The 21,876-nt window shown below is 74.7% G+C and carries 21 protein-coding genes; 12 read left to right on the top strand and 9 right to left on the bottom strand.

Annotated elements, in window-relative coordinates:
* The first annotated feature begins 191 nt into the window (after window positions 1–191).
* Window positions 192–1,442, top strand: coding sequence for a DUF2235 domain-containing protein (locus rosag_RS10880; RefSeq protein WP_284350151.1), 1,251 nt, complete (start codon window positions 192–194; stop codon window positions 1,440–1,442).
* A gap of 71 nt (window positions 1,443–1,513) precedes the next feature.
* Here the strand turns inward: rosag_RS10880 and rosag_RS10875 are convergent, their stop codons facing one another.
* Window positions 1,514–1,762 carry a hypothetical protein gene (locus rosag_RS10875; RefSeq protein WP_284350149.1) on the bottom strand — a complete coding sequence of 83 codons (249 nt, stop codon included), beginning with the start codon at window positions 1,760–1,762 and terminating at the stop codon, window positions 1,514–1,516.
* Window positions 1,763–2,218: 456 nt separating this feature from the next.
* Here rosag_RS10875 and rosag_RS10870 point away from each other — a divergent pair, with 456 nt between their 5' ends.
* The gene (locus rosag_RS10870; RefSeq protein WP_284350147.1) at window positions 2,219–2,749 is read left to right on the top strand and encodes a hypothetical protein; all 531 of its coding nucleotides are present in this window, start codon (window positions 2,219–2,221) and stop codon (window positions 2,747–2,749) included.
* Window positions 2,750–2,779: 30 nt separating this feature from the next.
* On the opposite strand, the gene rosag_RS10865 is transcribed toward rosag_RS10870, so the two are convergent.
* Both rosag_RS10865 and rosag_RS10860 read right to left on the bottom strand, forming a co-directional pair.
* Complete coding sequence (locus tag rosag_RS10865) at window positions 2,780–3,514, bottom strand: Ig-like domain-containing protein (RefSeq protein ID WP_284350145.1); 735 nt, start codon at window positions 3,512–3,514, stop codon at window positions 2,780–2,782.
* A gap of 76 nt (window positions 3,515–3,590) precedes the next feature.
* Window positions 3,591–4,232, bottom strand: a complete 642-nt coding sequence (locus tag rosag_RS10860; RefSeq protein WP_284350144.1) for a DinB family protein — start codon at window positions 4,230–4,232, stop codon at window positions 3,591–3,593.
* Between the two features lie 125 nt (window positions 4,233–4,357).
* Here rosag_RS10860 and rosag_RS10855 point away from each other — a divergent pair, with 125 nt between their 5' ends.
* From rosag_RS10855 to rosag_RS10840, 4 genes are all read left to right on the top strand, one after another.
* Window positions 4,358–4,777, top strand: coding sequence for a surface-adhesin E family protein (locus rosag_RS10855; RefSeq protein ID WP_284350142.1), 420 nt, complete (start codon window positions 4,358–4,360; stop codon window positions 4,775–4,777).
* Between the two features lie 177 nt (window positions 4,778–4,954).
* A complete protein-coding gene (locus tag rosag_RS10850) occupies window positions 4,955–5,167 on the top strand; it encodes a hypothetical protein (protein ID WP_284350141.1) in 213 nt (70 codons plus the stop codon).
* A 174-nt stretch (window positions 5,168–5,341) separates the two neighbouring features.
* A complete protein-coding gene (locus rosag_RS10845; protein ID WP_284350140.1) occupies window positions 5,342–5,683 on the top strand; it encodes a PadR family transcriptional regulator in 342 nt (113 codons plus the stop codon).
* Between the two features lie 11 nt (window positions 5,684–5,694).
* Window positions 5,695–8,379 (top strand): ABC transporter permease, encoded by a 2,685-nt coding sequence (locus tag rosag_RS10840; RefSeq protein ID WP_284350139.1) that lies wholly within the window; start codon window positions 5,695–5,697, stop codon window positions 8,377–8,379.
* A 208-nt stretch (window positions 8,380–8,587) separates the two neighbouring features.
* On the opposite strand, the gene rosag_RS10835 is transcribed toward rosag_RS10840, so the two are convergent.
* A complete protein-coding gene (locus rosag_RS10835; protein ID WP_284350138.1) occupies window positions 8,588–9,463 on the bottom strand; it encodes an aminotransferase class IV in 876 nt (291 codons plus the stop codon).
* A 226-nt stretch (window positions 9,464–9,689) separates the two neighbouring features.
* On the opposite strand from rosag_RS10835, the gene rosag_RS10830 reads away from it, so the two are divergent.
* From rosag_RS10830 to rosag_RS10810, 5 genes are all read left to right on the top strand, one after another.
* Window positions 9,690–10,874 (top strand): NAD-dependent epimerase/dehydratase family protein, encoded by a 1,185-nt coding sequence (locus rosag_RS10830; protein WP_284350137.1) that lies wholly within the window; start codon window positions 9,690–9,692, stop codon window positions 10,872–10,874.
* Entirely contained in the window at window positions 10,871–12,259 is a 1,389-nt protein-coding gene (locus rosag_RS10825; RefSeq protein ID WP_284350136.1) for an NTP/NDP exchange transporter, read from the top strand. Before rosag_RS10830 ends, rosag_RS10825 begins: the two co-directional genes overlap by 4 nt.
* 78 nt (window positions 12,260–12,337) lie before the next feature.
* On the top strand, window positions 12,338–13,138 hold the full coding sequence (locus tag rosag_RS10820) for a DUF481 domain-containing protein (RefSeq protein WP_284350135.1): 801 nt from the start codon (window positions 12,338–12,340) through the stop codon (window positions 13,136–13,138).
* 86 nt (window positions 13,139–13,224) lie between these two features.
* Complete coding sequence (locus rosag_RS10815) at window positions 13,225–13,743, top strand: hypothetical protein (protein WP_284350133.1); 519 nt, start codon at window positions 13,225–13,227, stop codon at window positions 13,741–13,743.
* A 286-nt stretch (window positions 13,744–14,029) separates the two neighbouring features.
* On the top strand, window positions 14,030–15,529 hold the full coding sequence (locus rosag_RS10810) for a hypothetical protein (RefSeq protein ID WP_284350132.1): 1,500 nt from the start codon (window positions 14,030–14,032) through the stop codon (window positions 15,527–15,529).
* A gap of 121 nt (window positions 15,530–15,650) precedes the next feature.
* Here rosag_RS10810 and rosag_RS10805 read toward each other — a convergent pair whose 3' ends face one another.
* From rosag_RS10805 to rosag_RS10795, 3 genes are all read right to left on the bottom strand, one after another.
* On the bottom strand, window positions 15,651–16,202 hold the full coding sequence (locus rosag_RS10805) for a hypothetical protein (protein WP_284350131.1): 552 nt from the start codon (window positions 16,200–16,202) through the stop codon (window positions 15,651–15,653).
* The gene (locus tag rosag_RS10800) at window positions 16,199–16,924 is read right to left on the bottom strand and encodes a PEP-CTERM sorting domain-containing protein (protein WP_284350130.1); all 726 of its coding nucleotides are present in this window, start codon (window positions 16,922–16,924) and stop codon (window positions 16,199–16,201) included. The genes rosag_RS10805 and rosag_RS10800 overlap by 4 nt, the downstream gene beginning before the upstream one ends.
* 130 nt (window positions 16,925–17,054) lie before the next feature.
* Entirely contained in the window at window positions 17,055–18,659 is a 1,605-nt protein-coding gene (locus rosag_RS10795; protein ID WP_284350129.1) for an N-acyl-D-amino-acid deacylase family protein, read from the bottom strand.
* A gap of 132 nt (window positions 18,660–18,791) precedes the next feature.
* On the opposite strand from rosag_RS10795, the gene rosag_RS10790 reads away from it, so the two are divergent.
* Window positions 18,792–19,499 (top strand): phosphoribosyltransferase, encoded by a 708-nt coding sequence (locus rosag_RS10790; protein ID WP_284350128.1) that lies wholly within the window; start codon window positions 18,792–18,794, stop codon window positions 19,497–19,499.
* A gap of 29 nt (window positions 19,500–19,528) precedes the next feature.
* Here the strand turns inward: rosag_RS10790 and rosag_RS10785 are convergent, their stop codons facing one another.
* Both rosag_RS10785 and rosag_RS10780 read right to left on the bottom strand, forming a co-directional pair.
* On the bottom strand, window positions 19,529–21,121 hold the full coding sequence (locus rosag_RS10785) for an FAD-dependent oxidoreductase (RefSeq protein WP_284350127.1): 1,593 nt from the start codon (window positions 21,119–21,121) through the stop codon (window positions 19,529–19,531).
* A gap of 64 nt (window positions 21,122–21,185) precedes the next feature.
* A complete protein-coding gene (locus tag rosag_RS10780) occupies window positions 21,186–21,821 on the bottom strand; it encodes a TetR/AcrR family transcriptional regulator (protein WP_284350126.1) in 636 nt (211 codons plus the stop codon).
* Between the last annotated feature and the right edge of the window lie 55 nt (window positions 21,822–21,876).

Below are 21,876 nucleotides of genomic sequence, written 5' to 3'. Positions count from 1 at the left end.
AGCCGAATGGTCCGCTTTTCTGTCTCACGCCCTTCCGTTCTCCGCTTCAGCGTCTTCCGCTGCAGCGTCCTCCGCACTTTCTCGTTGACGTGGCGCGGGTCGCGTCCCACAGTGGGCGCGTGTCGGATTCTTCACGGCGCGCAGCGGCGTCGTGCCGTCCCGCACGCCATGCAGAGCAGCGGAGGCAGCATATGAAGCGGCTCGTCGTCTGCACCGACGGTACGTGGAACTCCCGCGATGCGGCCAAGGAGGACGGCTCCGGCCTCACGAACGTCGCCAAGTTCGAGAAGGCCGTCGCCAAGCAGGATGCGCAGGGCGTCCTGCAGCACACCTTCTACCATGCCGGCGTCGGCGTCGGCCCCTGGTACGAGAAGGCCCTCGGCGGCGCGTTCGGGGTCGGGCTCTCGCGCAACGTCCAGGCGTGCTACTCGTGGCTCGTCGCGCTCTACGAGCCGGGCGACCAGCTCTTCCTCTTCGGCTTCAGCCGCGGCGCCTACACCGCGCGCAGCCTCGCGGGGCTGATCCGCAACTGCGGCCTGCTGAAGCGCGAGCACAAGGACCGCGTCGAGGAGGCGTACAAGCTCTACCGCGATCGCAAGCCGGACGCACACCCCAACTCGGACGCCGCGGTCGCGTTCCGCGACAAGTACGCGCACGCGCCGCGCATCCACTGCATCGGCGTCTGGGACACCGTCGGCTCCCTCGGCGTGCCCACGAGCGGGCCGGTGGGATGGTTCACGCGCCGGCAGTACGGCTTCCACGACGTCACGCTCAGCGCCCGCGTCGACCACGCCTTCCACGCCCTCGCCATCGACGAGCGGCGCAAGCCGTTCGCGCCCACGCTCTGGGAGGTCCCCGACTCGGACATCACCCCCGACCGCACGCAGCGCGTCGAGCAGATGTGGTTCGCGGGCGTGCACTCCAACGTCGGCGGCGGCTATCCGGACTCGGGCCTCTCCGACCACGCGCTGCACTGGATGCTCGACCGCGCGCAGTCGGCGGGGCTGGCGCTCGACCCGGCGGTGGTCGCCGCGCTCAAGCTCCGCGACGACGGGCAGCTCTACGACTCGATGTCGCGCTTCTACCGGACGATGGGCGAGCACCGCCGCGAGCTGTTCGTGGAGCGGCGCGCGAAGGACGGCCGGCCGATCCACACCTTCGAGTCGGTGCACGACAGCGTGCTGGCGCGCCACCGCGTGAGCAAGCCGCCCTACCAGCCCGACAACCTGCGCTCGTGGCTGGCGCGCTTCGCCGAGCGCGTGGCCGAGGGCGCGACGCCGACGCCCGGCCCCGCCATCCCCGTCTTCCCGATCAACGTGACGGACTCGGCCATCCCGAACGTGATCGCGCCCGACGCCGCGCCCGATCTCCGGGACGTGACGTCGGGCGCGAGCCAACTCACCGACCAGCCTGCCGAGCAGCCGCCGCGGCCGACCGTCTGATCGGCTGATGGGCGGCGGGGCGGGGAGCCGGACCGTGCGGCAGTGCGCCGCACGGTCCGGCTCCCGGTGCCTCAGCGACGCTCCGCGTCGCGCTCGGCCTCCTGCTCGGCGTCCTCCTCCTGGTCGTGGCACTCGCAGTCGCCGGGCTGCGGGATGTCGCGGGGCGCCAGTGAGGGCAGCAGCCACTCGCGCGCCTCGTCGGTCAGATCGTCCACGGGGATGCGCATGGGCTTCAGCGCCACGAACCGCAGGAGGACCGTGTTGCCCTTGAGGATGACGGCCAGCACCTCGTCGCGGTGCAGGCGGAGACGGGGAGTCACGGTCACGAGCACGGGTAGACCCTCGAGTGAAACGTCCTACGGACAGCGAGAGCGCGGATCGCCGAGCCGCGAGGCTCCGCTTCCGCCGCTGGCCGCCTTCCCTGGCGGCGTACTCGCAAGATACCGAAAATAAGCCGAAGCGACAGCGGCAAACGAACGCCGGTCGGTCCCGGAATGCGCGCCGCGCGGGGGCGCGGGCGTGCCTCTGATCCTACCCGGTCGGGAGGGGTGCGGTCCGCCGATTTTCCGGGCTCTGCCGCACTTTTTCCCGTCGAGGTCGCCAGGTGGGAGCGGGCTGGGGCAGCATGCACGAGCCAGCCTCCACGGCATTCCCCGCGCGTACCGACGAGGGTCGTCCGGACGTGGTCCGGCGGGCGTCATCGGTGTATCCTGCGATCCCGACTCCGCCGCCTGCGCGGGGTCGTCGCGCAATCGTCGTTCCCGTCCGCCGTTCCGATGCCCGTCGATCAGCAGCCTGCCGTCGATCCGTCCGCCGTCCCCAACTGCCCCAAGTGCCAGGGGGCGATGTGGGACAACCGTGAGAACAAGCGCAACCCGCGCGCGCCCGACTTCAAGTGCAAGGACGCGGCGTGCGGCGGCGTCATCTGGCCCCCGCGCGACCCCAGCGCACCCGACGCGGGCCCGCGTCCCCCGTCGGGGGCCGAGGGGGACCCGGCGTGCCCGGTGTGCGGCGGGCGCATGTGGGACGACCGCCAGTCCAAGCGCAACCCGCGGGCGCCGGACTTCAAGTGCCGGGACAAGCCCAAGTACCAGGGCGGCCCCGGCTGCCCGGGCGTGATCTGGCCCCCACGCGAGGGGGAGGCGCCGCGCAAGGCGGCCGCCCCGGCCGGCGGTGCGCCCGCGCCGCGTCCGTCGTCGCCGCGCCCCGCCGCGCGTCCCAGCGCCGCGCCCAGCGCGCCGCCGCCGATGCCCTGGCGCCCCATCGACGACGCCGAGCTGCCGGACGACGACGACCTGCCGTTCTGAGGCGGGCGATGACGAGCGGCTCAGCTGCCCTCAGCCGCCGGTGGCCGCCGTGATGGTCTCCGTGAAGACGACCGGCGCGGCGCCCGGGGCGAGCGCCGTGATCGTCGCGGTGCCCACCGTCGCGCCGGCCGTGTAGAGGGTCGAGGCGTTGCCGCTGGCGTCGGTGGTGGCCGTGGCCGCGCTCACCGAGCCGCCGCCGGTGGTGATCACCCAGGTGACCGTGGTCCCCACCACGGGGGTGCCGGTCGCCGTCGCCAGCCGCACCGTGAGCGGGACGGCCACGCGCGCCCCGGCCCGCACCGACTGGTTGTTGCCGCCCAGGATGGTGAGGATGGCCGTGGGCGTGGCGACCGCGGGCGTGATGGTCGCCTGGAAGGTGACGGGCTTGAGGTCGGCGGCGGTCGCCGTGATGGTGGCCGGGCCGGTCGTGGTGCCGGCCGTGTAGGTCACGGTCGCCAGCCCGCTCGAGTCGGTCGTGGTGCGGGTGGCGCTGAGGGTGCCGCCGCCGGCCGTGATCGTGAAGGTCACGGAGGCGCCCACCATCGGGTTCCGCGCCTGGTCGAGGACGCGCACCACGAACGGCTGGGCCGCCGGCGACCCGGCGGCGACGGTCTGACCGGACCCGCTGACCGCCTCGACCTCGTTGGCGAAGGCGCGGCCGAGGGTGAGGCCGCCGTCCTCGTCGTCACAGGCGGCGAGCGCGGTGGTCAGGGCGAGCGCCCCCGCGAGCAAGCGGCGGGCGCGCCGATGGAGCGGCAGGCGCATGTCGACCTCGGGCGCGGGTTCAGGGTGTGTGCTTGCGAGTCGGCATCGGGCGTACCAGCGCGTAGCCCGCAGCCGCTCAGTGATCCCCGCCAGTCGCCGGGCTCCAGGGCGGCCGCACCCCGTTCGCCCGCGCATACGCGATCGCCTGGCCCAGGTGCTCGTGGGCGTGGGTCGCCATCAGCACCAGGACGCCGCGCTTGGTCGAGGGCTGGCCGAACAGCTGGACGGCGGCGTCCATGTCGGCGTCGGGCACGTCCATCATCGCCTGCTTCGCGTACGCGAAGGACTTCTTGAGGTGGTCGACGACCGCCGCCTTGTCGGTCACCGTGCGCTCGCTGTCCTGCGTCAGCGTCAGCCCCTGCGCTCGCGGCACGCCGGCGAACGGCGGGATCAGGTAGTTCGCGCCGACCATGTGCATGAAGACCTCGCTCACCGAGCGCACGCCCGGCCCCGGTCGCCATGCGTACTTGTCCTGCGGCATCGCCTCGGCCAGCTGCACGAGCTTGGACTCCGCGTCGGCGAGCTGCGCGATCAGCTCCTTGCGCAGGCCGGTCGCCGTGGAGGGATCGCCGCCGTGCGAGACGGGCTTCGCGGCCGGCGCTTTCGCGACCGGGGGCTTCGCGGCCGGCGCCTGGGCGGCGAGGGGCACGGCGAGAGGGGCCAGGGGCGCGGCGAGCAGCGCGGCGCCGACGACGAGCGGTCGGAGAAGGGAGCGCATGGGATCCGCGGGGTGGAGGTGGTCCCGGAAGTGGTCCCGGAGGGTGGTCCCGACGATAGGGAGCCCCGGGAGAGCCGTCCAGCGCGCGTTGCGCCGCCGCGTGCGCGGCGACACCCTTCGGGCCCATGCGTGCCCACCACCTCCTCGCGCTCCTGCCGCTGCTCGCCGGCGCTTCCGCGTCCGCCCAGACGAAGGGGAAGTCCACCGCGCAGCCGCGCTGGCTGGAGATCGGCAAGACCGTCGTCGGGAACCCGGTCTACCTCGACCGGCGCACGATGACGACGAAGGGCGGGATCATCACCGCCACCCTGCGCGTCGCCTTCGTGAAGCCCGTGCGCACGGCGCGCGGCGAGCTGACCAGCTCCCGCACGATCATCATGGTCGACTGCGCGAAGCGCGAGCTCGCCGTGAAGGAGAACTGGTACTACCACGACGAGAAGGCGAACCGCGTCTACGAGCACAAGGTCGTCGGGCAGCCGGGGTTCGCGAAGGCGTTCGAGGGGTCGATGCAGGGAGTCGCCGTCGCGCACTTGTGCGCGCGATGAAGCGGAGAACGAAACCGCGCGGAGAACGGTGAAGCGGAGGACGGAAGGACGTGAAGCGAAGAAGCGGGCCCGTTAGCTCGACGCTGCAGGCCTGAAGGGTCCGCCTTTCCGTTTCACGCCCCATCGTCTTCCGCAGTATCGTTCTCCGCCGTTCCGTCCTCCGCCGTTCCCGTCCCCATGCCTGTCCGTCTCCTGCTCGCCCTCGTCCCCGTCCTGGTTCTGATCACCGGCGGCTTCGCCCTCTACCAGCTGTGGGTCGCGGGCGTCGCGCTGCGCATGCAGAACTGGCCGTTCGCCGCGTTCTACACGGTGTTCGGGCTGGCGGGGCTGGCGGTCAGCAACGGGCTGTGGCGCCTGCGGCGCGGGATGCGCCGCCCGCCCGAGGCGTAGCGCGCAGGGCCTGACGCCCGCCCACGCGGCGTCATCGTTCCGTTCACGCCGCGCCGCCGAGCGCGCGGCCGGTTGACGCATCGCCGGCCCGGTCGTACCCTGTTCCCTGAATGATTCAGGGGAGGCCGCTCGGGCCACCCGCGTCCCTGGCCGACAGGATCCGGAACCGCCCGCGTGAGCGACGACCGCCTCGACAGGCTCAACCTCCTCCCCGGGACGCTCGACGTCCTCGTGCTCAAGGCCCTCACCTGGGGCCCGCGCCACGGCTACGCGGTCGCGCGCTGGCTGGAGGACGCCACCGGCGGCGCCCTGCAGATCGAGGAAGGGGCGCTCTACCACGCGCTGCACCGGCTGGAGCAGCGCGGCTGGGTCACGGCCGAGTGGGGCGTGTCGGAGTCCAACCGCCGCGCCAAGTACTACACGCTCGATCCCGCCGGGCGGCAGCAGCTCGTCGCGCAGACGGCCACCTGGACGCGGTACGCCGAAGCCGTGTTCGCGGCGCTGCGCACCGCGTAGGCGCGCGGGGCATGTCCGTGCCGCGGCCACAGCTGCCTCCCGGAATCCGGCGCGTCTTCCGCCTCGCCGTGCGCGGCGCGCGGATCGACGACGACGTGCAGGACGAGGTGGCGTTCCACCTCGAGATGCGCACCGCCGAGCTGGTGGCGCGCGGCCACACGCCAGAAGCCGCGCGCGCGGAGGCGCTGCGCCGCTTCGGCGATCCCCAACGCTGGAGCGAGGCCATGGGTGCGGTCGATCGGGAGCGCGTCGCGCGGGCGCGGCGCGTGGAGTGGGGCGATGCGCTTCGACAGGACCTGCGCTTCGGCGCGCGCGCGCTCCGTCGCACGCCGCGCTTCACGCTGCTCGCCGTCCTCACGCTGGCCCTCGGCATCGGCGCCAATGCGGCGGTGTTCGGCGTCGTGAAGTCGGTGCTGCTCGACGCGCTGCCGTACGCGCGCGCCGACCGCGTGATGCAGGTCTACTCGCGCTGGCAGGACGGCACGAACGACCGCGGGCCGCTCAGTGCGGCGATGGTGCAGGACCTCCGCGAGCGGAACCGCACCTTCGAGCGGCTGGCCGCGTTCGAGGGGCTGCCGCGCGACGCGGTGCTCGACGCCGCGGACGCGCCGCGCGTCGTGCGCGTGGCGTGGGTCGAGCCGGAGCTCTTCCGCACGCTCGGCGTGTCCGCCGCGCAGGGGCGCGCGCTGCGCGAGGACGACGCCGCGGCCGATACCGCGTACAACGTCGTCCTCACGCACGCGGCGTGGCAGCAGCTCCTCGGCGGCGACCCGCGGGCGGTGGGGCGCACGGTGCGCGTCAACAACATCGCGCGCACCGTCGTCGGCGTGCTGCCGCGCGAGTTCGTCGGGCCGCTGGGCGCGGTCGACTTCTACTTCCCGCGGCACCTGCGCGGCGCGCTGCGCGATCCCGTGCGCGCGCGCGGCCGCCAGTTCCTCGGGCTGGTCGGGCGGCTGCGCCCCGACGCGACGCCCGAGGGCGCGGCGCGCGACCTGGCCGCGATCGGCGCCGCGATGTCGCGCGAGTTCCCCGACAGCGACGGCCGCTTCGACATCGTCGCGATGCCCGCGCGCGACGCGATGGTGGGCGACACGCGCACGCCGCTGCTGATGCTGCTGGCCAGCGCGGCGCTGGTGCTCGTCATCACCTGCGCGAACCTCGCGGGCGCGCTGCTCTCGCGCGCGATCGCGCGCCGGCGCGAGTTCGCGGTGCGCACCGCCCTCGGCGCCGGGCGCGGACGGCTCGTGCGGCAGCTGCTCACCGAGAGCACGCTGCTCGCGGTCGCGGGCGGCGCGGTGGGTGTCGCGCTCGCGGCGGTCGCGCTGCGCGCGCTGCGCGGGCTCGCGCTCCCGGCGCTGCCGCCGTACGCCGACCTCACGCTCGACCGCGGCGCGCTGGCCGTGACGGGGCTCGTGGCGCTCGCCACCGGCCTCGCGTTCGGGCTGATGCCGGCCCTCTCCGCGGGGCGCGGCGACGTGCAGGGCACGCTGCGCGAGGAGGGGCGCGGCGCCAGCGAGGGGCGGCGCGCGCGCAGCATGCGCGGCATGCTCGTGGCCGGCCAGATCGCGCTCTGCGTCAGCCTGCTCGCGGGCGCCGGCCTGCTCGCGCGCAGCCTGTGGGCGATGGCGGCGTCCCCGCTCGGCTTCACGCCGTCGGGCGTGCTGACCGCGTCGGTGCAGCTGCCGCCGGGCGCCGGCTTCGACGATCCCGCGGCGCGCGTGCGCTTCATCGAGCAGATGGAGGCGCGGCTGCGCGCGCTGCCGGGCGTGACGGCGGTCGCCACCACCGGCGAGCTGCCGACGCGCACGATGAACCGCAACGGCTACGGGGTCGAGGGCGCGCCGGCGACGGTGGGCCCGTCGGACAACGCGGCGCTCTACCAGACGGTCACCGACGACTACTTCCGCACGCTTGGGATCGCGCTGCGCCGCGGCCGCGCGTTCGGGCCGCAGGACCGCGCGGACGGCCCGCCGGTGGTGATCGTGAGCGAGGGCCTCGCGCGGAAGCACTGGCCGGGCGGCGACGCGGTGGGCAAGCGCATCCGCTTCGCCGGCAACGACCCCTGGTCGGAGGTCGTGGGCGTGGTCGCGGACGTCGCCGGCGATCCGACGCGGCTGCAGCCGTATCCCGCGACGTACCTCCCGATGCGCCAGTCGCCGTGGATCGGCCCGGTCTTCCTGCTGCGCACGGCGGGCGATCCGGCGGCGCTGGCCGGGTCAGTGCGCCGAGCGCTGGCGGAGCAGGATGCGCGGGTGCCGCTGCACGATGCGACGCCGATGGCGGCGTTCATCGCCGACGGGCTCTCGGGGCGCCGGCTGCCGGTGCTGCTGATGACGGCGTTCGGCGCGCTGGCGCTGCTGCTCGCGTCGGTGGGCGTGTGGGCGATGTTCGCGACGATGGCCGCCGCGCGCGAGCGCGAGTTCGGCGTGCGCATCGCGCTCGGCGCCGACCGCCGCGGGATCGCGGCGCTGGTGCTGCGCCAGGGCGGCCGGTGGATGGCCGCGGGCCTCGTGGCCGGCGTCGGCGGCGTGGTGGCGATGACGCGGCTGCTGCGCGGGCTGCTCTACGGCGTGGCGCCGTTCGACCCGCTCACGCTCGGCCTCGCGCTGGCGCTGCTGCTGGTGTGCGCGACGCTGGCGCTGCTCGGGCCCGTGCGCCGGGCGACGCGCACGGACCCGATCCGCGCGCTCAGGTAGAGCGGCGAGCGGTGAGGCCACGAAACGACGAACTGCATTGGCAAGGATGAAGGTCGGATAACGTCGGATAACGACGGATGGCTCCGGTGGAGGGCGAGGTTCCTCGCCGCCACACGGAGCCATCCGTCGTTATCCGACCTTCTCAGATCTTATCCTTGCTGCTCTTGTAGTTGGGGTCCTCGCGCGCAGAACCCGCCAGCTCGCCGCGTCAGGCGCCGGCCGTCGCCGGGGCCTGCGCGCGGCCGATGCGGGCGGCGATCGCGTCGGCCAGCGCGCGCGTGCGCGGGCCGGGCGCGCCGTCGCCGATCGCCATCCCGTCCACGCGCACGACGGGCATGACGTCGGCCGTCGTGCTGGCGACGAAGACCTCGTCGGCGGCGAGCATCGCCGCGCGGTCGAACGCCTCCTCGCTGGTGGGAATCCCCAGCTCGCGCGCCAGCTCCAGCACCACCGCGCGCGTCACGCTCGGCAGGATGCGCGGCGTCAGCGGGTGCGTGCGCAGCGTCCCGTCGATGATGGCGAACGCGGACGTCTGCGCGCCCTCGGTGACCGTGCCGTCCTCGCGCACGAACACCGCCTCGAACGCGCCCGCCTCGGCCGCCGCCTGCTTGGCCAGCACGTTGGGCAGCAGGTTCACCGACTTGATCTCGCAGCGTGCCCAGCGGATGTCGGGCTGGGTGATGATCGCCGCGCCGCGCGCGCGCACCGCGTCGGGCGGGAGGAGCGCGCTGGCGCTGGCGAAGACGGTCGGCGGCGTGCCGGCGGGCGGGAACTGGTGCGTGCGCGGCGCGGCGCCGCGCGTCACCTGCAGGTAGACCATCGCCTCGCCGGCCGTCAGCCCGTTGGCGGCGAGCAGCCGCTCCCAGATCGCCGGCAGCTCGGCCACCATGGCGTCGGTCAGCGGCAGCGCCAGCGCGGCGGCGCCGTTCCGGAGGCGCTCCAGGTGGCGCTCGACCTCGAACAGGCGGCCGTCCACCGCGCGCGTGACCTCGTAGACGCCGTCGCCGAACAGGAAGCCGCGGTCGTCGACGGGGAGGTGGGCCTCGGCCTTGGGGACGAAGGCGCCGTTGAGGTAGACCAGCATCGGCGATTCTCGGAGGGGAATGGAGGCGTGGGTAGCGGGGGCGTGCCCAAGTTACGTCGCGCGACGCCGCGACGTTCGGAGGTTCGTTCACGCCTCGTTCACGCCGCGCCGCCGGTGACCTGCGGCCTTGCCGCCGCGGGTGCCCCCGGTCAACGTGCGCGCGGCGGGCGCCGTAGCCCCGGCGTCCCCGCCGCATCCCGTCACCCTCCCTCCCCGAGGCCCGCGCGTGAGCCGTTCCCGCCGCGATTTCCTGAAGGCCGGCACCGTCCTTGGCGGCGCGCTCGGCGCCGGCCTGGGCGGCGCCCTGCTCCCCGGCGCGCTCGGCGCGGCCGAGCCGAAGGCGGCGCCCGACGTGGCGCTCGAGCGCGCCGTGGCACGTGCGCCGAAGCCGCTGAGGATCCTCATCCTCGGCGGCACGGGCTTCATCGGGCCGCACCAGGTGCGCTACGCGCAGGAGCGCGGGCACACGGTGACGCTGTTCAACCGCGGGCGCACCAACCCCGGCCTCTTCCCGAACACCGAGAAGCTGCAGGGCGACCGCGCCACCGGCGACTACAAGTCGCTCGCGGGGCGCGAGTGGGACGTCGTGATCGACAACCCGACGATGTACCCGCGCTGGGTGCGCGAGGCGGGCGCGGCGCTCAAGGGGCGCGCGAAGCAGTTCATCTTCGTCTCCACGATCTCGGTCTACGCGGCGAACGACACGCCGTGGGCCGACGAGTCGGCCGCCCTCGCGACGACCGACACGCCGAACGACGAGGATCCGCAGAAGCGCGGGCAGCTCTACGGGCCGCTGAAGGCGCTCTCCGAGCAGGAGGCGGAGAAGGCGTTCCCGGGGAAGGCGACGATCATCCGCCCGGGCCTCATCGTCGGCCCCGGCGACCTGTCCGACCGCTTCACGTACTGGCCCGTGCGGGTGCGGAAGGGCGGCGAGATCCTCGCGCCCGGTACGCCACTGGACGTCGTGCAGGTGATCGACGCGCGCGACCTCTCCGAGTTCATCATCCGCTGCGCGGAGGACGGCACGGTCGGCACGTACAACGTCACGGGCCCGCGCGCGCCGCTGACGATGGGCGAGATGCTCGGCGCGATGAAGGCGCAGGTGCCGAACACGGACGCGCAGTTCGTGTGGGGCGACGTCGACTTCCTGACCGAGCAGAAGGTGCGCGGCTGGAGCGACATGCCGGTGTGGATCCCGCCGCGCGGCGCGACGGCCGGCTTCACGCGGCGCAGCATCAAGAAGGCGCTGGACAGGGGGCTGACGTTCCGCGCGCTGGCCGACACGGTGCGCGACACGCTGGCCTACTACGACCAGCAGACCGAGGAGCGGAAGGCGCAGCTGCGCGCGGGCATCGCGCCGGCCCGCGAGCAGGAGGTGCTGGCCGCCCTCCGCGCCCGGCAGAAGGCGTGAGCGAGCGGGGGCAGGCGGGCGGCGCCATTCATGGGGCGCTGCGCCGAGTGGTGGACGTGGCGCCGCACGAGGTGCGCGCGACGCTGCTCGCCTGCGCCTACTTCTTCTGCTCGCTCTCCAGCTGGTTCGTGCTGCGCCCGATCCGCGACGAGATGGCCGTCGCGGCGGGCGTGCGCAACCTGCCGTGGATGTTCGCCGGCACGCTGCTGGTGACGCTGGTCGCCAACGCGCTGTACTCGGTGCTGGTGGCGCGGCTGCCGGTGCGCCGCTTCCTCGTCGTGACGTACCAGGCGCTGGTCGCGTGCCTCGTGGGGTTCTGGCTCGCGTGGCGCGGGCCGGGCGAGGACGCGCTCGCGGTGTGGACCGGGCGGTTCTTCTTCGCCTGGACGACGATGTACGCGGTGTTCGTGACGTCGCTCTTCTGGTCGGTGATGGCGGACGCGTTCCGCAGCGGCCAGGCGAAGCGCCTGTTCGGCTTCATCGGCGTCGGCGGCACGCTCGGCTCCATCACGGGCTCGGCGCTGACGGCGGCGCTGACGCGCGTGGTGGGCCCCACGAACCTGCTGCTCGTGTCGGTGGTGCTGCTGGAGCTGGCGGCGCTGCTGGCGGTCGCGTTCTACGCCGCGGCGCCGCGCCCTGAGATCACCGACGGCGACGCGGTCGCGCCGCGCCGCGAGATCGGCGGCAGCGTGTGGGCCGGCGCCACGCACGTCGCGCGCAACCCGTACCTGCTGGGCATCGCGGGCTTCATCCTGCTGTACAACCTCGGCGGGACGGTGCTGTACTTCGCGCAGACGGAGGTCGTGGGCGCGGCGTACGCGGGGCGCGAGGCGCGCACCGAGGTGCTGGCGCGCGTCGAGTTCCTGGTGCAGCTGCTGACCGCGCTCACGCAGGCGTTCCTCACGGGGCGCATCATCCGCTGGCTGGGGCTCGCGGTGACGCTCGCGATCATGCCCGCGATCAGCATCCTCGGCTTCGCGGCGATCGGGACGACGGCGTGGGGGCTGGTGCCCGCGCTGGGCGCGGTGCTGGCGTTCTCGGTGCTGCGGCGCGCGGCGAACTTCGCGCTCACGAACCCGGCGATGGAGGCGCTGTTCACCGTCGTCAGCCGCGAGGACAAGTACAAGGCGAAGATCTTCATCGAGACCTTCGTCTACCGCGCGGCGGACCAGGTGGCGGCGTGGGGCTACGCGGCGCTGGCGGCGATCGGGCTGGGGATCGTCGGCATCTCGTGGGTGACGGTGCCGCTGTCGGTGGCGTTCCTGCTGCTGGGGCTCTGGCTGGGACACCGCCATCGCGTGATGGCCGCGCGCGAGGAGCAGGGGCGCCGCGACGCGCCCACCGATCCGGGCGTCGCGGACGCGCCGCTGCCGGTCGCGGGATAGCGCGCGGCGCGACGGGGCGGCGCGGCCGCAGGGTTATCTTGCGGCGGTCCGCCCCGCTCCCGCTCCGCCGTCGTCGCCATGCCCCGTCGTCCGCTGTCGTTCGCGCTCGTCCTGCTCGCCCTGCCCCTCGCCGTCTCGTCCGCGCAGCCGCCGGCGGCGCAGTCGTCGGCGAAGCCGGCGCCCCGCCCGTGGAAGTGGAGCGCGCAGGCCAACGGCAGCCTGCTGTTCGGCGACGCGGAGCAGCGCATCCTCGGCGGGCGGACGGCGGTGTCGCGCTCGGACTCGGTGCTGGCGCTCGACGTCAGCCTGCAGATGCTCTACGGCGACGCGACGCGCGAGGACGCCCCGCGCCGCGTCACGAAGCGGCTCTGGCTGGGCGCGACGTCGCTGGAGTACCAGCCGACCGGCACGGTGTCGCCCTTCCTCACGGCGACGTTCGAGTCGAACCTCGAGAAGCGCATCGCGGCGCGCACGAGCCTCGGCACCGGCGCCAAGCACACCTTCGTGCGCACCAAGCGCAACGAGGCGAGCCTCAGCGCCGCGCTGCTGGACGAGCGCACGGTGGCGCTGGCGGCGCCCGGCGCGGCGGCCGACGCCGATCCGCGGGAGACGCGCGTGACGCGCTGGTCGGCGCGCGCCCGCGTGCAGCACGGCCTCGATCGGCGGCTGCGCGTCACGCACGTCACCTTCTGGCGCCCGCGCGTGCGCACGACGGGCGACTTCGTGGTGCTCTCGACGTCGGAGGCGCGCTACGCGCTGACGCGCGCGCTCAACGTCTCGACGTCGCTGCTGGTGAACCACGACAGCGAGGCCACGACCCGCGGCGCCCGCGTGAACACGGACGGCCAGCTGCTGCTCGGCGTCGGCGCGAGCTGGTGAGGGGTGAGGCCCGCCCGGGTCGATCGACCCTCGCGGGCCGACGCGGGCGACGGTAAGCTCGGCGCTCCCCGTCACCGGAGACGCCGATGCCGCACATCGACCAGATCGTGATGCTCGCCCTGCTCGCCGGCCTGGTGGCGTCGGGCACGTTCCACTGGCGCGCGGGCGTGCGCGGCCGGCGGCTGGCGGCGACGGTGCTGGCGTCGTTCTACGGCGTGGTGCTGGTGGCGATGCTGACGGCGCACTGCGCGGACGTCACGTACAACACGGTGCTGGGCAACCGCTCGTTCGTGGACGGCCGGCCGTTCGCGTACGACTGGCGCACGTACTCGCTGCTGCTGTTCGGCGTGCTGCTGATCGTGCAGGGCGTGCGCGTGCTGCGCGCGACGCCGGGGCTCGGCCGCGGCGAGCCGGCGGCCCGCGCGGCGATCCTGCGCACGGCGCTGCTGGTGCTCGCGATCGCGGCGCCGACGATCCCGGTGCACGCGTTCTTCGGGTCGCTGATCTCGGGGCTCACGGTGCTGACGCTGGGAGGGACGCTCGCGCTCGGGCGCGTGCCCGCCCGCGACGATGCGACGACGGCCTCGTTCGCGCCCGCCGTCTGAGCGTCGGCTGCGGGCTGCGGACTGCGGATCCACGGCCGCTCGGGGCGCGCCGGCGCTCCGCGGAGATGGTGCCGTTGGGAGGGGTGCGGATGCTCCGGATGGGAACGGATCATTCGGATCGCTCCTCGCGGGGCGACGCTCCATGCACCGGTGCGGAGCGATCCGCAGCATCCGCACAATCCGGAGCATCCGCGTAGCAGATGTGCTGCAACCCGACGCCCGGTGACGCCGTAGGGGCGGCGCGCGCGGCTCGCCGCGACGCTGCACCCATACATCGTCCCGTCCCATGCGTCGCCTCCGACTCTTCCTCCTTGCCGCCGTGGCGCTGTGCGTGGCCGCGCCCGCGGCGCGTGCGCAGCTGCACGTGGTCGTGCGCGTCTCGCCGGTCGCCGACCTCGCGCACCAGCTGGACTGCGTCACCGGCATCGTCCACGTCTGCGGCACCGCGGACTACCGGCAGCTGTGGCGCGAGCGCTTCCTGCGCGATGCGGCCGACACCGCCGCCGCGCAGGCGTGGGGGCGGCTGCGGGCGCGCTACGCGGTCGACTACCGGATCGACACCGCGTCCACCGACGCCGTGGGCCGCGAGCACCGCCACGTCTCGCTCTCGCAGCGCTGGCGGCTGGCCGGGCTGCAGGCGCGGTCGTGGGAGGACTACGACGAGCGGCTCGCGCTGCTGCTCCTGCCGCGGGACCGCGCGCGCGTCGCCACGATCACCGCGCACTTCCGTCCGCGCTTCCTCGCGTGGTGGGAGGCGGAGTCGCGCGATCGGCTGACGCGCGGGCGCGACTCGGTCGCCGCGCTGCTGGACGGCCCCGAGCTGCGCGGGCTGCTGGCCGGCGCGCGGCGCTTCTACGACGCGACGGGGCCCGGCACCGACACGGTGACGCTGACGCTCGTGTCGCGCCCGGGGCTCGTGCGCGGCAGCACGAACGCCGAGGTCGTGGAGGGTTGGGCCGTGCAGGAGCTGACACCCACCGCGTCGGCCGCGCGCGAGACGGGCGTCACGCTGCACGAGGTCGCGCACCTCATGCTGTCGCTGGCCACCGACACCACGCGCGCCGCCGTCGCCGCCGGGCTGGCGCGCGCGGGCGTGGAGGGGCGCGCGGTGCGCAGCCTGCTCGACGAGGGGCTGGCGACCGCGTTCGGCAACGGGCTCGTGGAGCGCACGGTGCGGCCGGTCGCGACGTGGGCGGCGTACGTCGAGCGGCCGCTGTCGTTCTACAACGACGACGTGATCGACGTCGCGGGCAAGGCGCTGATGCCGGTGCTCGACTCGCTGCTGCGCGCGGGCGCGACGCTGCGCGAGCCCGCGACGCTCGACGCGATCCGCCGCGCGGTGGCGACGGCGATGGGCCCGCGCCTCCTCAGCCCGCGCGCGCTGCTGCACGACGTGTGGGGCTTCGTGGACGACGGCGTCGCGGAGCCGTTCGCGGTGACGCGCGCGCTGCAGCGCGGGCTGCGCGCGGGCAACTTCTCGCTCGGCGTCGACTCGACGGGCGGCATGCCGACCGAGACGCTGGCGCGCGATCCGTGGATCGGCGCGGTGGTGGTCGCGCCGCCGCGCGCGCTCACGACGCTCGCCGCGCGCGGGGCGTTCCGCGCGTCGGAGGTCGCGGCCATCCGCCGCGCCGCGGCCGCAGGGCCCGTGCTGTACGGCGCGCGTCGCGCGAACGGCGCGCGCACGTGGGTCGTCGTCGCGCGCTCGTCGAAGGAGGCGCTGCCGCTGGTGGAGCGGATGATCGCGCTCGATCGGGACGTGGACGGCGTGGTGCGAGTGCCGTGAGCTGCGAACGGCGTGCAAGGATGAAGATCGGATGAGGTCTGATAACGACGGATGCTCCACGTTGGGCGACGTTCGTCGCCGCCCCACGGAGCATCGGCGGTTATCCGATCTTCTCAGACTTTCATCCTTGCTGCCGTTCGCCGTTCGGGTCCGGCGCGGCGCGCGTTGGACACGCCGCGTCCGACGTGCGTACCCAGCGCTCCTGGCGCAGCTTGCTGCCGACCACCGTGCCGATCGCCACCCCGAGCAGCGGGATGGGGTTCTGCTCGCCGCAGGTCGATTCGACGCCGCAGTCGGCGATGACCGTGACCACGCCCGCGAGCCAGCCGATGACCGCGCCCTGCAGCGTGCGTCGCGCGGTGCGCCCCTCGCTCACCGCGACCAGCCGGCGGCCGGTGACGTCGATCGTGTCGCCGCGCGCGGTGACGAGCCGCGGCGCCGGCGTCGCCCAGCCGAGCGCGCTGCCGACCTGCCAGCGGCGGACGCCGTCGTCGAACGCGCGCACGCGCGCACCGTCGCGCACCGCGGCGGGGCACCAGCGCATGCCGTAGGGCGTCTGCACGGCCGTCGAGTCGGGCGGCGGGACCTGCGCGTCCGCCGGTGCGGCCGTCGCCGCGAGCCCGAGCCCCAGCACGAGCGTCGTCAGGGCGCGGGCCCGCGGCACGGGCGTCATGCGCGCCGCGTGCGGCGCCGTGCCGCCGCCAGGCCCAGCACGCCCGTCGCGAGCAGCGCCACGGTCGCCGGCTCCGGCACCACGGCGACCGCGCGGATGTTGTCGACGCCGACGACGGCGGCGATGGGCGGGCTCGAGTTCTCCGGGCCGGCGAACACGGGCGCGGGGTTGTGGAAGAGCCGCAGCTCGTCGGCGCCGCCGAGCGCGCCGGCGTACGTGCCCAACGGCACGATCATGGCGCCGGGGAGGATCGGGAAGACGGCGTGCACCCACCCCGCGCCCGCGCGCAGGAAGAACGCGTCGGCCGACCATGCGAGGTCGGTCGGCGGGCCCTGGCCGTCCGGGAAGGCGCCGAACAGCAGGCGCAGCGACACGTCGTTCTGCCCGAGGTTGATGAGATCCATCTCGATCTGCGTGACGCCGGCCGCGATGTAGTTGCCGGCCCACCGCGTGGTGTTGAGGGCGGAGAGCCGGCTGCCCGGCCCGCCGCTGCCGAACGAGGTCAGGCGCAGGTACGCGTCGCCGGCGCCCGCGGGCCCATCGGTGGCGATCACGGTGGGCGGAGCGGGATGGGTCGGGTCGCCCACGTGCCAGCCCATCGTCGTGCCTCCCTCGAAGTCGTCGCGCTGATTGGCGACGACCTGTGCGTCCGCGCGCGCGACGGCGAGCACGGACATCCCTGCGACCAGCGTTGCGAACAGACGCTGCGAGCCGCGACTCATGCTCTCCTCCAGTGAAGGGTGGAGCCTGCAGCGGGAACCCCGACGGCGCGGCAAGAGCCGCGCCCACTGGAGAGACCTCGCGACGCCGCGAAACGGCTCAGCGCGCGTTCAGCGCGCGTTCAGCGCGCGTTCAGCGCGCGCCGCGCCGCAGCACGCGGCCCGCGCGCGCGCCCGTCGGCGTGCCGCCGTCCACCGCCACCACGCCGTTCACCACCACCGTGCGGATGCCGACCGGGTACTGGTGCGGCGCCTCGAACGTCGCCTGGTCGCGCACCGTCGCCGCGTCGAACACGACGACGTCCGCCATCGCGCCCGCGCGCAGCACGCCACGGTCGCGCAGCCCCAGCCGCGCCGCGGGCATGCCCGTCATCTTGTGCACCGCCGTCTCGAGCGGCAGCAGGCGCTGCTCGCGCACGTAGCGCCCGAGCACGCGCGGGAAGGTGCCGTACGCGCGCGGGTGCGGATGCCCGTCGCCCGGCCGCGACAGCCGCCCGTCGGAGGCGATCATCGTCTGCGGGTGCTGCATGATGCGCGCGACGTCGCCCTCGTCGAGCACGTGGTAGATCGCGTTCGCGCCGCCCTGCCGCATCGCCTCCAGCACCAGCGTCGCCCCGTTCTCCGGCGTCGGCTCCAGGTTGCGGCGCGCCGCCCAGTCCTTGAGCGTCTTCCCCTCCAGCGTGCGGTCCCAGCTCACGCGCGAGAACTGCACGCGCGACAGGTCGCCGCCGCCGCGGTCGTTGAGGATGTTGAAGACGATCCCCTTCACGATCGAGTCCTTGAGCGCGGGCTGCGCGAGCCGCTTCTCGAACTCCGCGTTGCCGCCCGCCATCGCCCACGACGGCACGAGCACGCCGAGGTTGGTGTGCGTGGCGGTGTAGGGATACTGGTCGACCATCACGTCGGTGCCCGCGCGCCGCGCGCTGTCGACCATCGCCAGCGTGCGCACGCTCTGGCCCCACATCGCGCGGCCCACCGCCTTGTGGTGCGTGAGCACGATCGGGATGCGCGCGCGGCGCCCGATCTCCATCGCCTCGCCCACGCCCTCGAACAGCCCCAGACCCTCCTTGCGCAGGTGCGACGTGTAGATGCCGCCCGAGTCCGCGGCCGCCTGCGCGAGCGCCACCACCTCGTCGGTCTTCGCGTACGTGCCCGGCAGGTAGAGCAGCCCCGTCGACAGCCCGAACGCGCCCTCGCCCATCGCGCGCGCCACCAGCCCCCGCATGCGCGCCAGCTCCTCCGCGCTCGGCGCGCGGTCGCTCATGCCGAGGACCGCGCGGCGCACGTCGTTGTGGCCGACGAGGTGGGCGACGTTGATGCCGGGGCGCGCGGCGGTGACGGAATCGAGGTAGGGGCCGAGCGGCACCGGCGAGCCGCCGTCGGGCCCACCGAGCGCGGTCGTCACGCCCTGGCGCATCGCGCTCTCCATGAGCGGCATCTGGAGCAGCGGCTCGAGGTGCGCGTGCAGGTCCACGAAGCCCGGCGCGACCACCATCCCCGCGGCGTCGATGACGCGCTTCGCGCCCGTGCGGGCGAGCGGCGTGGTCGAGACGGCGACGACGCGGTCGCCGCGCACGGCGACGTCGGCGCGGACGCCGGGCGCGCCCGTGCCGTCGAGCACCGTGCCGCCGGCGATGATCAGGTCGTACGGCTCGGCCGATCCGCGCGTGGCGGTGCCGCCGCAGGCGGCGAGGGTGGCGACGGCGGCCAGTGCGGCGACGAGGGAGCGGTGCGACATGGGGCGGGGATGGGGGGACGGTGCTGGTGCCGTCCGAATACGGCAGCGCGGCCGCGACCGCTGCAAGGGCCGCCGGGAGCGCGCTGGCAGGGCGCATGCGGCGATCGGCGGCATCCCCGGGCGGAGGTGCCCATGGTCGCACGATTCCGCGACCGCGTCGACGCGGGTCGCGCGCTCGCCGCCGAGCTGCGGCGCTATGCCGACGATCCCGACGTGCGCGTGCTGGCGCTGCCGCGCGGCGGCGTGCCGGTGGCCTACGAGGTCGCGCGCGCGCTGCGCGCCCCGCTCGACGTCTTCATCGTGCGCAAGCTCGGCCTCCCGTGGCACGAGGAGCTGGCGATGGGCGCGATCGCGAGCGGCGGCATCGTCGTGCTGGACGAGGACCTGGTGCGCCGCGCGGGCGTGAGCGACGACGAGCTGGCGTCGGTGCTCGCCTCGGAGCGGCGCGAGCTGGAGCGGCGCGAGCGGCGCTACCGCGGCGACCGCACGCCGCCCGACATCGCGGGCCGCACCGTGATCCTCGTGGACGACGGCCTCGCCACGGGCGCGTCGATGCGCGCGGCGGTGGCGGCGGTGCGGCAGGAGGGCCCGCGCCGCGTGGTGGTCGCGGTGCCGATCGCGGCGCCCGAGACGTGCGAGGCGATCCGGCGCGAGGTGGACGACGTCGTGTGCGCGCGCACGCCCGAGCGGTTCGAGGCGCTGGGGCGGTGGTACGACGACTTCCGGCAGACCGAGGACGCGGAGGTGCACGACCTGCTGGAGGACGCGCGGTCGTGGACGACGGAGCGCGTGATGCCGTGGCGCGAGGTGCGCGACGAGGGCCTGCGCTCCACGCCCTGATCCGGCGCCGCGTCGGCGCGTGGCGCGCGCTACGTCCGCGCCGCGCGCTCCATCGCCACCTCGGCCTCCAGCGCCGCGCGGTCGCGGCCGAGCGTCACCACCGCGTGCACCGGGCGCGGCGCGTCGCCCTCGGTCACGACCTCGCGCAGCCGCACCGTCGCGTCCTCGCGCGCGAGGTCGCCGTCCACCTCCGCGGCGAACAGCTCCGCGTGGCCGACGTAGCGGATGGACGTGCCGTAGTGCGCGCTCCAGAAGAACGGCACGTCGTCGTACGGCACGCGCTCGCCCAGCATGTTGCGCGCGGCCACCTGGCCCTGGCGCTGCGCGACGACCCAGTGCTCGACGCGGATGCGCGCGCCGGTGTGCGGATCGGGCCAGCGCGCGATGTCGCCGGCCGCGAACACGCCGGGCGCGCTCGTCTCGAGGTACGCGTCGACCTCCACGCCGCGGTCCATCGCCAGCCGCGCGGCTTCGGCCAGCGCGAGCTCGGGGCGCACGCCGACGCCCATCACCACGAGGTGCGCGGGCAGCGTGGTGCCGTCGTCGAGCGTCACCGCGTCCGCATCGATGCGCGCGGGCTTGCGGCGCAGGTGGAAGCGCACGCCCTTCGCCTCGTGGATCTCGCGCACCCGGTCGCCCAGCTGCGGGCCCAGCACGCGCTCGAGCGGCCGCGCCTCGGGCGCGACGACGTCGACGGCGAGCCCGCGCGCGCGCAGCGACGCCGCGACCTCGAGGCCGATGAAGCTCGCGCCGATGACGACGACGCGTCCGTGCTCGCCGGTGCGCGCGCCGACGTCCACCGCGGCGGCGGCGAGCGCGCGGCTGTCGCGCAGCGAGCGCAGGACGTGCACGTGCGGCAGCGTCGCGCCCGGGATGTCCAGGCGGATGGGCGACGCGCCCGTGGCGATCAGCAGCCGGTCCCACGCGATCGCCTCGCCGCCGACGAGTCGCACCGTGCGTCCCGCGACGTCGATCGCCTCCACCGCGGCGCCGCGCCGCAGCTCGATCGCGTGCTGCGCGTAGAAGTCGTCGGGGCGCAGCGGGATCCACTCCTCGGGCGCGTCGCCGGCGAGGTACTCCTTCGAGAGGTTCGGGCGGTCGTATGGCGCGTCCTCCTCGCGGCCGACCATCACGATGCGCCCGCCGAAGCCGCGCCGCCGCAGCATCTCGGCCGCCGCGTGCGCCGCCGCGCCCGCGCCGACGAGCACGAACGTCGCGCGCGCGTGATCGGGCGCGACGTCCGCGGCGAGCGGCTCCAGCTGCCGCCGCGCGCCGACGTACGCGCGACCGTCGCGGCGCTCCACCGTCCAGCAGGGGATCGGGTTGAGCGCGGGCGCGCGCAGCGCCTCGCCGGTGCGCAGGCTGAAGCAGGCGTGGTGCCAGGGACAGCGCACCGTCGGCTCGCCGTCGCGGTCGTCGAGCACGACGAGGCCTTCGGCCAGCGGTCCGCCGTAGTGCGTGCACGTCGCGCCGACGGCGTGCACCGCGTCGCCCTGCCGCACCAGCAGCACCGCCTCGTCGCCCGCGTGGCCGAGGAACGGTTCGCCCTCGCGCAGCTGGTCGAGCGCGACGCCGTCGCGCGCGAGGTCGGGGCCCGGCGGGGGAGTGGTCGGCTCGGACATGGGCGCTCCCGGTGCGAGGGGCGGAAGACTGCCTGGGACTCCGCGAGAAGTCCGCTCGCCCGGACTATCGCCGTCCGCGCCGGCTCCGCGCCAGCAGCCCCTCGAACGCGACGCGCGCGCGCGACTCGGCCCCCGGGTCGTCGAGGAGCTTGAGCGCGTGCTTGAAGGTCATCACGACGCCCATGAACTCGAACGCGAACTGCGTGGGATCGAGGTCGGCGCGGAAGTGGCCCTCGTCCATCGCGATGCGCGCGGCGCGCTCGATGGTGGCGCGCCAGTCGCGCTGCGCGCGCACGAGCGCGTCGCGGATCTCGCCGGGGCGGTCGTCGTACTCCTCGGAGAGCGCCATGAAGATGCAGCGGTTGCCGCCGAACATCGGCGGGCCGCCGGCGTCGTCGCCGTCGCCGGGGATGCCCTGCACCCAGAGCAGGAAGCGCTCGAACAGGCCGACGACGCGCGGCTCGCCGCGCGGGAGGGCGAGCGCCGGCACGACGACCGTGCTGCTGAAGCGCTCGACGGCCTCCGCGACGACCGCGAGCTGCAGCGTCTCCTTGGAGCGGAAGTGGGCGAACAGCCCGCTCTTGGAGAGCTCCAGCTCGGTGGCGAGGGTGCCGAGGGTGACGCTCTCGAGCCCGACGTCGAGCGCCATGGCGAGGGCGCGGTCGACGATCTCGCGGCGGGTGCGGAGGCCCTTGCTCATGGCGAAAGAATAGGACGACCGGTCGTGTCCATCAACGCTGGACGGGGCGGGGCGG

Origin of the sequence: Roseisolibacter agri (assembly GCF_030159095.1) — a bacterium.
In the GTDB taxonomy this organism is placed as follows: Bacteria; Gemmatimonadota; Gemmatimonadetes; order Gemmatimonadales; family Gemmatimonadaceae; genus Roseisolibacter; species Roseisolibacter agri.
The sequence above is the reverse complement of the archived record's forward strand: the minus strand, read 5'-3'. Positions and strand labels throughout refer to the sequence as shown.